The sequence below is a fragment of the Streptomyces flaveus genome, from assembly GCF_014647675.1.
Classification (GTDB): Bacteria; Actinomycetota; Actinomycetes; order Streptomycetales; family Streptomycetaceae; genus Streptomyces; species Streptomyces flaveus.
This window is the reverse complement of record NZ_BMPQ01000002.1, coordinates 11,345-25,213: the sequence shown is the minus strand read 5'-3', so window position 1 is coordinate 25,213 and position 13,869 is coordinate 11,345. Positions and strand designations below refer to the sequence as shown.

General features: G+C 71.9%; 8 protein-coding genes. 6 read left to right on the top strand and 2 right to left on the bottom strand.

What is annotated here, in order from left to right; all coding sequences use genetic code 11:
* Positions 1-272 precede the first annotated feature (272 nt).
* From IEZ21_RS03395 to IEZ21_RS03385, 3 genes are all read left to right on the top strand, one after another.
* Positions 273-2,510, top strand: coding sequence for a sialidase family protein (locus IEZ21_RS03395; RefSeq protein WP_189320409.1), 2,238 nt, complete (start codon positions 273-275; stop codon positions 2,508-2,510).
* Positions 2,510-4,501: a beta-galactosidase gene (locus IEZ21_RS03390; RefSeq protein WP_189320408.1), complete on the top strand. Its 1,992-nt coding sequence runs from the start codon at positions 2,510-2,512 to the stop codon at positions 4,499-4,501. The genes IEZ21_RS03395 and IEZ21_RS03390 overlap by 1 nt, the downstream gene beginning before the upstream one ends.
* Before the next feature lie 128 nt (positions 4,502-4,629).
* Positions 4,630-5,343: a glycoside hydrolase family 12 protein gene (locus IEZ21_RS03385; RefSeq protein ID WP_189320407.1), complete on the top strand. Its 714-nt coding sequence runs from the start codon at positions 4,630-4,632 to the stop codon at positions 5,341-5,343.
* 71 nt (positions 5,344-5,414) lie between these two features.
* Here IEZ21_RS03385 and IEZ21_RS03380 read toward each other — a convergent pair whose 3' ends face one another.
* The gene (locus IEZ21_RS03380; protein ID WP_189320406.1) at positions 5,415-7,466 is read right to left on the bottom strand and encodes a glycoside hydrolase family 31 protein; all 2,052 of its coding nucleotides are present in this window, start codon (positions 7,464-7,466) and stop codon (positions 5,415-5,417) included.
* 87 nt (positions 7,467-7,553) lie between these two features.
* Positions 7,554-8,567, bottom strand: a complete 1,014-nt coding sequence (locus IEZ21_RS03375) for a LacI family DNA-binding transcriptional regulator (RefSeq protein ID WP_033321158.1) — start codon at positions 8,565-8,567, stop codon at positions 7,554-7,556.
* 253 nt (positions 8,568-8,820) lie between these two features.
* On the opposite strand from IEZ21_RS03375, the gene IEZ21_RS03370 reads away from it, so the two are divergent.
* From IEZ21_RS03370 to IEZ21_RS03360, 3 genes are all read left to right on the top strand, one after another.
* Positions 8,821-10,992, top strand: coding sequence for an outer membrane protein assembly factor BamB family protein (locus IEZ21_RS03370; protein ID WP_246567251.1), 2,172 nt, complete (start codon positions 8,821-8,823; stop codon positions 10,990-10,992).
* A 79-nt stretch (positions 10,993-11,071) separates the two neighbouring features.
* Entirely contained in the window at positions 11,072-13,126 is a 2,055-nt protein-coding gene (locus IEZ21_RS03365) for an outer membrane protein assembly factor BamB family protein (protein WP_189320405.1), read from the top strand.
* 5 nt (positions 13,127-13,131) lie between these two features.
* The coding region (locus tag IEZ21_RS03360; protein ID WP_189320404.1) for a serine/threonine-protein kinase at positions 13,132-13,869 on the top strand (738 nt) is incomplete at its 3' end.

The following is a 13,869-nucleotide window of genomic DNA, read 5'->3' as shown; positions in this document are numbered from 1 at the left end:
CCGGTCAGCCCGCTTTCCTCGGCTCCTGAACCCGCCGCGCCGGTCCGCGGGGCGAGCCGGGGACCGGCGAGTCCGTTGCATCACCTGCGGGTCCGTTGTGGCTGGTCGCTCCCCTCACTCTCGGCTTCGCTCGAGCGGGGGCCCCATGAGCGGGGACCCCCATCGCGGCGGAGCCGCAAATGTCACAGCCCGCGCCCCTGAAGGGGCGCCCCGAACCCCGACTTTGAACAGGGCGCCCCACGCCCTTCACACCCCCAAGAACGAGGTATGTCATGCGCACGCCCCGCCTGAGCAGACGCGTCGTCCTCGCCGGGACCGCCGCTGCCGCCGCTCTCTCCGCTGCCGGCCCGCTGGCACAGGCAGCCCCGGCCCCATCGGCGGCCGACGCCGAACCGGATGCGCCCTCCTACCGCTGGCGCAACGCCGTCATCGGCGGCACCGGCTTCGTCACCGGCGTGCTGTTCCACCCCTCCGTACGCGGCCTCGCCTACGCCCGTACCGACATCGGTGGCGCCTACCGCTGGGACGACCGGGCAGGCCGCTGGACGCCGCTCACCGATCACCTCGGCTGGGACGACTGGAACCTCCTCGGTGTCGAGGCGATCGCCGTCGACCCGGCGCACCCCAACCGGGTGTACCTGTCGCTCGGCACATACGCCCAGCCCTGGGCCGGCAACGGCGCCGTCCTGCGCTCCGACGACCGCGGCGCCACCTGGTCCCGCACCGACCTGACCGTGAAGCTCGGCGCCAACGAGGACGGTCGCGGCACCGGTGAACGTCTCCTCGTCGACCCGCGCGACAGCGACACCCTGTGGCTGGGCACCCGGCACGACGGTCTGCTCAAGTCGACCGACCGGGGCGCCACTTGGGCAGCGGTGACCGACTTCCCGGCGAAGGCGAACGCCTCCGGACAGGGCGTCACCTTCCTCGTCGCGGCCGGGCGTTCCGTCTACGCCGGCTGGGGCGACGGCGACGGCACCTCCGGCACGGCGAACCTGTACCGCACCGCCGACGGCACGACGTGGGAAGCCGTGCCCGGACAGCCCTCCGGCGCCTCAGCCAAGGTCCCGATCCGGGCCGCGTACGACAGGCACACCCGCGAGCTGTACGTGACGTACGCCGACGCACCCGGCCCCAACGGCCAGTCCGCCGGCAGCGTGCACAAGCTGCGCACCGCCACCGGCAAGTGGACCGAGGTGACCCCCGTGCAGCCCGGCGGCACCACCGAAGACGGCTCGGCGGACAACTTCGCCTACGGCGGGGTCGCCGTCGACGCCCGCCGCCCGGGCACCGTCGTCGTGTCCACCAACAACCGCTGGGCGGCCATCGACACACTGTTCCGCTCCACCGACGGCGGCCGTACCTGGACGTCCCTCAAGGACACTGCCGTGCTCGACGTATCGGAGACTCCCTTCCTCAACTGGGGTGCTGACAAGCCGAAGTTCGGCTGGTGGATCCAGGCGCTCGCCCTGGACCCGTACGACTCGAAGCACATCGTGTACGGGACCGGCGCGACCCTCTACGGCACCCGCGACCTCAAGCGCTGGGCGCCGCAGATCCGCGGCCTGGAGGAGACGTCCGTGCGCCAGCTGATCTCGCCCCCGGTCGGGGAGGCGCATCTGCTGAGCGGGCTCGGGGACATCGGCGTGATGTACCACGAGCGGCTCACGGCGTCTCCGTCGCGCGGCATGGCGGCGAACCCCGTGTTCGGGTCGGCGACGGGACTCGCGCAGGCCGCGGCCAAGCCGTCGTACGTCGTCCGGGCGGGCTGGGGCGACAACGGCAACGGCGCGTACTCGAACGACGGCGGCCGGACCTGGGCGCCCTTCAAGGCCCAGCCGGACATCGCCAAGAGCGCACCGGGGCCGATCGCCACCAGCGCCGACGGCAGTACGCTGTTGTGGTCCTTCGTGCACTGGGACGGCACGAAGTACGCAGCCCACCGCTCCACCGACAACGGCGCGACCTGGTCCGAGGTCTCCTCCTTCCCGAAGGGCGCCACGCTGGTCGCCGACCCGGCCGACCCGACGCTCTTCTACGCATACGACACCGACACAGGAACGCTATACGCCAGCACTGACAGTGGCCGTTCCTTCACGGCCCGTGCGACTGGACTGCCCTCCGGAGACAGCCAGTTCAAGGTGGTGGCGGCCCCGGGCCGCTCCGGTGACCTGTGGATTTCCGCGAAGGAGAACGGCCTCTTCCGGTCCACCGACGGCGGCGCCGCCTTCTCGAAGATCGCCAGTTGCCGTTCCTCCCACTGCCTCGGCTTCGGCAAGGCAGCCCGCCGCGCCGACTACCCCGCGATCTACCAGGTCGGCGCGATCGAGGCGGGGTCCGTCACCGGCGTCCTCCGCTCCGACGACGGGGCCAGGACCTGGGTCCGTATCAACGACGACGCCCACCAGTGGGGCTGGATCGGCGAGACGATCACCGGCGACCCGCGCGTCCACGGCCGCGTCTACATCGCCACCAACGGACGCGGCATCCAGTACGGGGACCCGGCCTGATGCCCCCGCACCCGCACCAGAGGCCGAGCCTCGCCGACGCCACCCGTGGCCGCATCCTCTTCGGCGGCGACTACAACCCCGAGCAGTGGCCCGAGGAGACCTGGCACGAGGACGTACGCCTCATGAAGGCGGCCGGCGTCAACTCCGTCACCCTCGGCGTCTTCTCCTGGGCGAAACTCGAACCCAAGCCCGGAGCAAGGGAGTTCGGCTGGCTCGACCGGCTGATGGACCTCATGTACGACAACGGCATCGGCGTCGTCCTCGCCACCCCCACCTCCTCACCTCCACCCTGGATGGGCCGCCTGCACCCCGACACGCTGCCCCGCGACGAGGACGGCCGCACCGAATGGTGGGGCGGCCGCCAGCACTTCTCGCACTCCAGTGCCACCTACCGCCGCTACGCCGCCGCCATCACCGAGGACCTGGCCGCCCGCTACGGCAGCCACCCCGCCCTCACGATGTGGCACATCAACAACGAGTACTGCACCTACGACTGGGGCGACGAGGCCGCCACCACCTTCCGCCGCTGGCTCCAGGACAAGTACGACACGCTCGAAGCACTCAACACGGCCTGGGGAACGGCCTTCTGGAGCCAGGGCTACGGCGACTGGGACGAGGTCCTGCCACCCCGCCACGCCCACTACCTGAAGAACCCCACGCAGGTACTGGACTTCAAGCGCTACACCTCCGACATGCTCCTGGAGTGCTACGTCGCCGAGCGCGACATCGTCCGCCGGCACACCCCGCACATCCCGGTGACCACCAACTTCATGCCGATGTGGGTGGGCCAGGACGCCTGGAAATGGGCCGGGGAGGAGGACCTCGTCTCCGTCGACATGTACCCGGACCCGCGCGACCCCTTCGGCGCCCAGAACGGCGCCCTCATCCAGGACATGACGCGCTCCCAGGCCCGCGGCGGACCATGGATGCTCATGGAGCAGGCGGCCGGCCCGGTCAACTGGCGGGGCGTCAACCACCCCAAGCCACGCGGCCTCAACCGCCTCTGGTCTCTCCAGTCCGTCGCCCGCGGCGCCGACGCCGTCTGCTACTTCCAGTGGCGGCAGTCCCGACAGGGTGCCGAGAAGTTCCACTCGGGGATGGTCAGCCACGCGGGGGAGGAAGGTCGTACGTATCAGGAGGTCAAGCGGCTAGGAGCCGAACTCGCCGCGCTCGGCCCCGAAGTGACGGGTAGTCACATAGAGGCCGACGTCGCGATCCTGCACGAGTGGAACGCCTGGTGGGCCGGCGCGCAGGACGGCCGCCTGTCCTCCGAGGTCGACTATCCGCAGGTTGTACGCGCCTGGCACCGCGCCCTGTGGGAGGCCCACCTCACCACCGACTTCGCGCACCCCGAGCACGACCTGTCCGCGTACAAGCTGGTCGTCGTCCCGCAGTTGTACCTGCTCACGGACGCCGCGATCGACAATCTCCTGTCGTACGTACGAGCCGGGGGCACCCTCGTCTGCGGATTCCTGACCGGAGTCGCGGACGAGGACGACCGGGTGCGGCCCGGCGGCATGGACGCGCGGCTGCGGGAGCTCTTCGGCATCCGCACGCTGCACGAGTGGTGGCCCCTCGACGCGGGGGAGACCGCCGAATGCGACGGCTTCCGCGGGACGTTGTGGTCCGAGGAACTCGAAGCGGCGCGCGATGCCGAGCTGATCGTCCCGTACAAGGGCGGTGAGCTGGACGGCTTGCCCGCGCTGCTGCGCAAGGGGCGCGCCTGGTACCTCTCGACGCTGCCCGAACCGCCCGCGCTGCGCGACCTGTTGGCGGATGTGGCGGCCGGCACGGGGGTCCGGCCGCCCCTCGACGGCCTCCCCGCACAGGTCGAGGCCGTCCGCCGGGGCGAGCTGCTTTTCGTGTTCAACCACGGGCGCGAGACGGTCACGGTGGAGGTGCCGGACACTCACCGGGACGTCCTCACCGGCGAACAGGTCACCGGCTCCGTGGAGTTGGCGCGCTACGGAGTGGCGGTGCTCGCGCCGTGAACACCCGATCCCAGGACTTCCTCCCGAGCGCGCGACCGTTCTTCCCGCGCGCCGGAGAAGACCGCGTCCTCCTCCTGGAGCCGCGGTAGTTCCACAGCATTTCCCCCCACCCATGGAAAGGGACAGCCATGGCAACACGCACACGCAGGAGGGTCGTCAAGGCCCTCATCGCCCCCGCACTGGCACTCGGCGCCACCATCGGCCTCGCCTCCGCACCGGCCTCGGCCGCCGTCTGGAACTCCTGCGACCAGTGGGGCAACACCAGCCTCAACGGTTACACGCTCTACAACAACATCTGGGGCTCCGGCGCCGGCGCGCAGTGCATCTGGGCCAACTCCGGCACCAACTGGGGCGTCAACGCCAACCACCCCAACACCGGCGGCATCAAGTCCTACCCCAACTCCAAGAAGGTGATCAACAAGTCGATCACCTCGCTCGGTTCGCTCAGCAGCAGCTACAACGTCACGGTCCCGTCCTCGGGCGCGTACAACTCCTCGTACGACATCTGGGACACCGACTACGACTACGAGATCATGCTCTGGATGAACTACAACGGCGCCGTCGGCCCGATCGGCACCTCGCAGGGCAGCGTCACCCTCGGCGGCCACAGCTGGAACGTCTACAAGGGCAGCAACGGAGCCAACGAGGTCTTCTCGTTCCTGCGCACCTCGGACTCGAACTCCGGCAACGTCAACATGCTCCCGATCCTCAAGTGGATCAAGGACACCAAGGGCTGGATGGGCAACGAGACCATCGGCGACGTCCAGTTCGGCTTCGAGATCACCTCGTCGTCCGGCGGTCTGGACTTCCGCACCAACAACCTGACCGTCAGCAGCAGTTGATCCGGGTATAAGCCCAGACACAAAAGTGCGGCCGGTCCTCCCCAGGTCCGGCCGCACTCCTGTGTACGCGGCTACTCCGCTACGGGCAGCCGCGCCCCGTCCCGCAGGAACAGCGGGATGCGGTCCAGCGGGGCGTCGACGGTCACGGCCGCGCCACCCTCGTACGTCTCGCCGGTCCACGCGTCCGTCCAGCGCGCGCCCGCCGGAAGATAGGCGGTACGGGCCGTCGCGCCCGCCGTCAGCACCGGCGCGACCAGCAGGTCCGGGCCGAAGAGGTACGCGTCGTCCACCGACCAGGCCGCCTGGTCCTCCGGGAACTCGAGGAACAGCGGGCGCATCACCGGCAGCCCCTCCTCGTGCGCGGCGCGCATGACATCCAGGACGTACGGCTTCAGGCGCTCGCGCAGCCGCAGGTACTTCTCCATGATCGCGGCGGCTTTCTCGCCGTACGACCAGACCTCGTTCGGACCGCCGGTCATGGCCGGGCCGAGCGGCATACCCGGGTCGCGGAAGCCGTGCAGACGCATCAGCGGGGACAGCGCGCCGAACTGGAACCAGCGGACCATGACCTCCTGGTACGCCGGGTCGTTCGGATCGCCGCCGTGGAAGCCGCCGATGTCGGTGTTCCACCAAGGGATGCCGGACAGCGCGGTGTTGAGGCCCGCCGCGATCTGGCGGCGCAGGGTCGCGAAGTCGGTGCCGATGTCGCCGGACCACAGGGCGGCGCCGTACCGCTGACTGCCCGCCCACGCCGAGCGGTTGAGGGTGACGACCTCGCTCTCGCCGGCGGCCACCATGCCCTCGTAGAAGGCACGGGCGTTCTCGCGCGGGTAGAGATTCCCGACCTCCAGGCCGGGGCCCGCCCAGTAGCGCAGGTTCTCCTGGAAACCCGGCTTGATCTCCGGCTCGCAGGCGTCCAGCCAGAAGGACTGAATGCCGTACGGCGTGAGGTAGTTGTCGCGGACCTTCGACCACATGAACTCGCGCGCTTCGGGATTCGTCGCGTCGTAGAAGGCGACCTGGACTGTCGACGCGACCTCCTTGTCGGGCCAGTCGGCGTGCGCCATCGGTCCGTACTGCGTGCCGATGAAGTAGCCGCGCTGCTCCATGAGGTCGTGGTTCTCGGAGAGCGGGGACACCGACGGCCACACCGACACGACCAGCTTGACGCCGAGCTCGTCCAACTCCCGCACCATTGCCGCCGGATCCGGCCACTCGGCGGGATCGAACTTCCACTCGCCCAGATGCGTCCAGTGGAAGAAGTCGCAGACGATGACGTCCAGGGGGAGCCCGCGGCGCTTGTACTCCCTTGCCACACCGAGGAGTTCGTCCTGTGTGCGGTAGCGCAGCTTGCACTGCCAGAAACCCGCGGCCCACTCGGGCAGCATCGGCGTACGGCCGGTCACCGCGCTGTAGCGGCGCTGGGCGTCCGCCGGGTGGCCCGCTGTGATCCAGTAGTCGATCTGCCGGGCCGAGTCCGCCACCCAGCGCGTGCCGTTGCCCGCCAGCTCCACGCGGCCGATCGCCGGGCTGTTCCACAGCAGGGTGTAGCCGCGGCTGGAGGTGAGCACCGGGATGCTGACCTCGGCGTTGCGCTGCACGAGATCGAGGACGGCGCCCTTCTGGTCGAGCATGCCGTGCTGGTGCTGGCCGAGGCCGAACAGCTTCTCGCCCTCGTACGCGGAAAAGCGCTGCTCCAGGCGGTGGTAGCCGTTGCCGACGGGGGTGTAGAGGCGCGGGCCAGGCCACCAGAAGTGGGCGCGCTCCTCGGTGAGGAGTTCCGAGCCGTCGTCGGTACGGGTGAAGCGAAGGAGGCCCTCGGCTGTGACCTCGACCGTGAGTGCGCCGACGGTCAGCAGACCGCGCCCGTCCTCGATCTTGACGCTCGCCTCGGTGGCCGGCGCCTCGTCGAGCAGCGCGCCCGGCAGGCCCTCGACGACCGGGCCGCCGAGCCGCGCCCGGACCCGTACCGCGTCCGGGCCCCACGGCTCGATACGTACGGTCTCCTGGCGGCCGCTCCACTCCAGGGCGCCGTCGCGCTCGCGGAACGTGCCCATGGTGGGGGAGGACTGAGCGAGGCTGACCGCCCCTTGCTGGGGCTTGGTCTCGGCAGGCTGGTTCACGGAGGTGCTCCCTGAAGGAGTGACGGCGGGGAGGGGGGTGCCTTGCGAAGGCCGGAGGGACAGGAGCAGAGGGCTGGGGGGCGTCGGCTACGAGGTGGCGGGCGCGGGCCCCGTGCTGGCCCGTGTCGTCAACTCGGGTGCGATCAGGAGGACTTCGTCGGTGCCGCCGCCGTCGAGCTTGGCGACCAGCAGTTCCACGGCGTTGCGTCCCATCTCCTGCGCGGGTATGGCGACGGAGGTGAGCCGCACCGAAGCCTGGGTGGCGACCTGGTCCGGGCAGACCGCGACCACCGACACGTCCTCGGGCACGGCCCGGCCCTGCTGGCGCAGGAGCCCGAGCAGCGGCTCCACCGCGGACTCGTTCTGCACGACGAAGCCCGTGGTGTCCGGGCGTTCGTCGAAGACCCGGGCCAGGGTCACGGCCATCGCGTCGTACCCGCCCTCGCAGGGCCGGTGCAGCAGCCGAAGCCCGAGCTCGCGGCTGCGGGAGCGCAGTCCGTCGAGGGTGCGTTCGGCGAAGCCCGTGTGCCGCTCGTAGACCGCGGGTGCCTCGCCTATGACAGCGATGTCGCGGTGCCCGAGCATGGCCAGATGCTCGACGCACAGCGCGCCCGTAGCGCCGAAGTCCAGGTCGACGCAGGTCAGCCCGCTGGTGTCGGCGGGCAGTCCGATGAGTACGGACGGCTGGTCCGTGCCGCGCAGCAACGGCAGCCGCTCGTCGTCGAGTTCGACGTCCATCAGGATCATCGCGTCGGCGAGCCCGCTGCCGGTGACCCGGCGCACGGCGTCGGGCCCTTCCTCGCCGGTGAGCAGCAGCACGTCGTATCCGTGCGTGCGGGCGGAGGTCGCCACCGCGATGGCGATCTCCATCATCACGGGTACGTACATGTCCGTACGGAGCGGGACCATCAGCGCGATGATGTTGGAGCGGTTGCTCGCCAGTGCCCGGGCCCCCGCGTTGGGGTGGTAGCCGAGCTCCTGGATGCTTTGCTCGACCCGCTGCCGGGTGCCCATGGAGATGGACCGCTTGCCGCTGAGCACATAGCTCACCGTGCTGGCCGAGACTCCGGCGTGCTGGGCGACCTCGGCGAGGGTGACCATCCAGCTCTCCAAGGTGTGTGAAGCGCTTCGACAGCGCGTGGTACGGGTAAGGGCGAGTGAGGGTGGCTCGACAGTAGCTTGATGGGGGGTGGGTGTCCATAGGTTGTCGAAGCGCTTCGACTCTGTCGGTTTGGCGGGGCGCCCACCGGGGGTGGGGATGGGGTTTCGTGGGCGAGTGCGGGTGGTCTTGGGTTGCTCGCGCAGTTCCCCGTGCCCCTAAAGGACCTACGGGCCCTTTTCCGGGTGTTGCTTCATGCCTAGCATGACCGGCCGTGGGGGCCATGGAGTGGGGGGCGGTGGGGTGGCCGAACGGTGGATCGGGCCCTACCGCGTCGTCGGACTGCTGGGTGAGGGCGGCATGGGTGCCGTACATCTGGGGCGTGACGTACGGGGGCGGGCCGCCGCTGTGAAGGTGCTGCGGCCCGAACTGGCCGCGGACGAGGACATGGTGCGCCGCTTCCGGCGCGAGGCCGACGCGGCCGCGACGGTGCGTGGGCGGGGAGTGGCCCGTGTGCTCGGGTACGACCTCGACAGTCCTGTCCCGTGGATCGCCGCCGCGTATCTGGCGGGGCCCACGCTGCACCAGGCGGTCGCGGCCTGCGGGGTGCTCGACGAGGGCGGGACCAGGGCGCTGGGCGCCGAACTGGTCCGCACGGTCGCGGAGATCCATGCCGCGGGCCTGGTCCACCGCGACCTCAAGCCCTCCAACATCGTGCTCACCCGGGCCGGTCCCCGCGTCATCGACTTCGGCATCGCCCGTCCCGAGTACGGTCTCACGCTCACCGAGCCGGGCCTGGCCCCGGCGACGCCCGGCTACGCGCCCCCGGAACAGGTCACCGGCCGCCGGGCGGGCCCGCCCGCCGACGTCTTCGCCCTCGGTGCCGTGCTGGCCTTCGCGTGCACGGGGCGCGGCCCGTTCGGGGCGGGGCATCCCGCGGCCGTGAGCTTCCGGGTCGTACACGAGGAGCCGTCCCTGGAAGGCGTACCGGAGACGCTGGTACCGGTGGTGCGGGCCTGTCTGGAGAAGGACCCGGCGAGGCGGCCGGTGCCGGAGGAGATGGCGGGCGCTCTGGCGGGGGAGAGGGCCGGGCGAGCTTCCGCTCCCGTTCCGCGCGCCGGGCGCCCCGTAGTGCTCGCCTCGCGACCCCCTTGGCAGCAAGGTCCTCTCGCCGACGAGATCGCCCGGCGCGCGGGCGAAGCCGCCGAGTTGTTGGGCGCGGGGGGCGGTCCCTCGCGCCGCGCCGTGTTCGCAGCGGGGGCGGGAGCGGTCGTCGCGAGCGGGGGCGGTGTCGTCGGCTGGTGGCTGTCGCGGGACCGGGGCGACGGGGCGTCACCGGTCACCGCGGACGGCGTTCCCGTCGCCGAGCCGCTGGCCCGCCCCACGGCCGGTACGGTTCCCCAACCGCTGTGGACGGCAGGGAAGTTGAGCGAGTCCGGACCGGGTCCGGTCACCGTGGGCCGTGTCGTCGTCGCGGGAGCGGGCGACGGGGTCGGCGCGTTCACGCAGCACACCGGTGCGCGGGCCTGGACCTGGGCGGGCGGCGCCGCGCCGGACCGTGACGGGCCGCTCCTGGTGTCGGGCCGTACCGTCCTGGTGGTCACCCGGGACGGTCGGCTCACCGCCCTCGACGCGCGTCGCGGCGACCGGCTGTGGAGCGTGCGCGCCGACGCGCGGCAGGCGCTCGCCCTCGACGCCGCGCACGTCTACGTGCTTGACAGCGACCGCCGCGTGAAAGCCCTCGCGCGGACGGACGGCGCCGAGCGGTGGACGGCGCGCCGCGCCCTCGGCTCCACGGGCGTCGTGTCCGGCGCGGTGTCGGGAGGCCGGCTCATGGTCACCGCCCGGGACGGCGGGACACTCGTCCTCGACACGGCCGACGGCGCCGTCCGCTGGGAGCGGGACATCGGGCGCCCACGGCTCGTGCTGCCGCCGGCCGGCCTCACGCCCGCGCCGGTGCGCGACGGCTTCTGCGTCGGCGGCGACACGCTCGCCGTGCTCGACGCGCGCAGCGGCGACGAGCGCTGGTCGGTCCCGGCCGAGGACTCCTTCTGGGGCGCGCCCACAGTCGCGGACGGTCGCGTCTACGCGGCCCGGCTGTACACGGTCCGGAAGGACGAGCTCACCTGCCTGGACGCCGGAAGCGGCGACCCGCGCTGGTCCGTCCCGCTCGACTTCGGTGCCGAACCCGTGCGCCCCGGCGTCGTCCTCGGGAACGCGCTGTACGGCGCACTCGGGCAGCGCACCGGCCTGGACCCCGGCGAGCGGCTGCAGGACTTTGGTGTCTACACGGCGGACATCCGTACCGGACGACTGCTGTGGATCTTCAACGACGATGCGAACCAGGCCGGTTGGCGCCTCGCGGGCGCGGCCGGGCGGGTGTTCGCCGCCCGTCGCACGACACTGCGCGCGCTCCCCGTCTTCTGAACTGCCCTCTCACGAGAGGGACTTATGAATCGGACGTTCCGGGCTTAGTCTGGCCGACCGGGGGCGAACGGGGGTTCGTATGGACAGGCTGAGCGCTGATGACCCGCCGGTGCTGGACCGGTACCGGCCACTGGCCCGGCTCACGGCAGCCGGCGGGGAGCGGAGGCTGCTGGCCCGCGGGCCGGACGACGGGCTCGCCGAGATCGTCCTGCTCATGTCGAACGCGCCGGCGGACCTCCAGGGCGTGGCCGAGGCGCTGCGCGAGGCCGCGGGTCCGGGCCTGCCCGCGCTGCTGCACGGTGGCACCGGACTCGCCTCGGGAACGGCGACCCGGCGGACCCTCCTGCTGTCCCGCGCCGGGAAACGGGACCGGGAGCCCACGCCCGTGGTCCCGCCGGAACCGGCCTGGCTCGCCTTCCCGTACGTGCCCTCCCTCACCCTCGCCGAGGCCGGCGCCCTCATGTACGGCGGCCTGCCGGACGAGACGCTCCGCGCGGTCCGTGCCGTGCTCACCGCTGCACTCGGCCGGCTGCACGCCTTGGGTGCCCTTCACGGCGCCGTCACCGCGGACGGGGTGCTGATCTGCGCCGACGGACCCCGTCTCGTACGCCCCCGGCCACGGCAGGGGGGTCCGCGGGAGGATCTGGCGGCCCTGGACGCCGTACTGGCCCAGGTGTCACCCGCGGGCACACCGCCACCGGACACGGCGCACGATCCCCGTCTCCCGGACCCCGCGGCCCCGTTCCCCTTGCCCGCCCGCCTGGTCACCGCCCTGGCCCGCCAGGCCGACCGTGCCCTGGCCATGGAGGGGGCCACCGACATCGGGCAGGCAGGGACCGGCCGGACGGAGAGGCGGCCGCCGGGCCGCCGGGCCGTGGTGGTCGCCGCCGGGGCCGGGCTGCTCGCGGGCGCGGGCGGTGTCGCCGCGTTCACGCTGCCGGACCGCGGCTCCGGCACCGGCGCGCGGTCCGCCGCGAACCGCGCCCGTGTCCCGGAGGGCATCGCACCATCGGCCCTGTGGCGCTACGACTCCCGGCACAGCCATCTGAGCTACGAGAACTCGACGGTCTGGGCCGTCCGCGAAGGTGAGGCCGCTCTGCTGGCCGAGTCGGAGGAACTGACCGCGCTGCGCCTGTCCGACGGCCGTGTGCTGTGGCGCGCCGACCAGGAGGACGGCCACCTCACCAACGCGCCGAACCACTCGCTCATCCCCGGAGCGCCCGGCACCTTCGTCGTCGCGCGCGGCACCGATTTCGTCGCGGTGAGCACCGAGGACGGCACGCGTCTGTGGTCCGAGGACATGGGCATCGCCCCGGAACTCTCCTTCCGGAAGATGCTCGCCTTCGACAGGCGCCGGGGCTTCGTGCTCTACCAGGCGGCGCTCACCGCGGCACCCGAAGGAGCCGATCCGGGCGAGCACCTCATCGCCTTCGACTACCGGAAGCGGACCGAGCGCTGGCGGCTGCACATCCCGGTCTCCAAGAGCGACGGCCTGGGCTTCGACGTGCGGGAGGGCCGCGTCTTCGCGGCCGCCGCCCGTGACGGCACAGCCCACGTGATCCCCATCGACCTCGACCGGGGCAGGGCGGGCACGGGCCTGGCCCACCACTGGATACCCAAGGGCCACCAGATGACCGTGGACCCGGTCACACGACTCGTCTACGCCATGGGTGACGGCCACCTCACCGCCGCCCGCCTCGACGAGGACGAACCGCTGTGGCGGCTCAACCTCAACGACGACGCCTCGCGCACCGAGGAGTCACTGATCAACAGCCCCTCGACGGCGGAGATCGCGGGACTGGGCAAGGTCGCCTTCACCAGCGATCAGAACCGCACCGTGTATGCCGTCGACCCGGCCCGGGGCCGCGAACTGTGGCGCGTGCGACTCCTCCCCGATCCGCCCGGTGAACACGTCCCGCTCGCCCCGGGACTGACCCTCAGCGACTCCCGCCGCACCCTGCTGGTCGCCGGACGGGCGGCGGGTGTGGTGGCCCTCGATCCGCGCAACGGCACGGCTCTCTGGTCCTTCCAGGCGGGGCAGTCCCCCGAGGATCTCTACGGAGTCCATCGCATGCCCGGCGATCGTGTCCTGGTCGTCAACCAGTCCTCGGTGTACGCACTCCCGGTGAGGTGAGCCGTATGCAGCCCCTGCTGGGCCTGAGCGCCGACGACCCGGTCGAGGTCGGCGGCCACCGCCTGCTCGCCCGCGTCGGCTCCGGCGCCATGGGCACCGTCTATCTCGCCCGGACGCCGACGGGACGCACCGTCGCCCTGAAGCTGCTGCGCGCCGACCTGGCGGCCCAGGTCCCGTCGCACACACGGTTCTCACGGGAGATCGAGGCCGCCTCCCGGCTCGGCACGCACCCGCACTTCCCCGGCCTGATCTCCGCGGGCGCGCAGGGGGAGCGGCAGTGGTTCGCCGCCGAGTACGTCGTCGGGCCCTCGCTCGCCGAGGCGGTGACCGAACACGGGCCCTGGCCCGAGGAGTCCGTACGAGCGCTGGCCCGGCAGCTCGCCGACGCGCTGCGCACCCTGCACGGCGAGGGCTACGTCCACCGGGACCTCAAGCCGTCCAACATCCTGCTCGCCGCCGACGGCCCGTACGTCATCGACGTCGGCCTCGCGCACGCCGCCGGGTCCGAACACCTCACCGCCACGGGCGCGTTGCTCGGCACACCCGCCTACATGGCTCCCGAGCAGAGCGGCGGCGCGGACCCCGGCCCGCCCGGCGACGTGTTCGCGCTCGGCGCGGTCCTGTGCTTCGCGGCCTGCGGGCGCCCGCCGTTCGGCGAGGGCGAACCGGGCGAGGTCCTCTACCGGATCGCCCACCAGGAGCCGGACCTCACCGCCGTCCCGCCGTCCCTGCGCCCGCTGCTC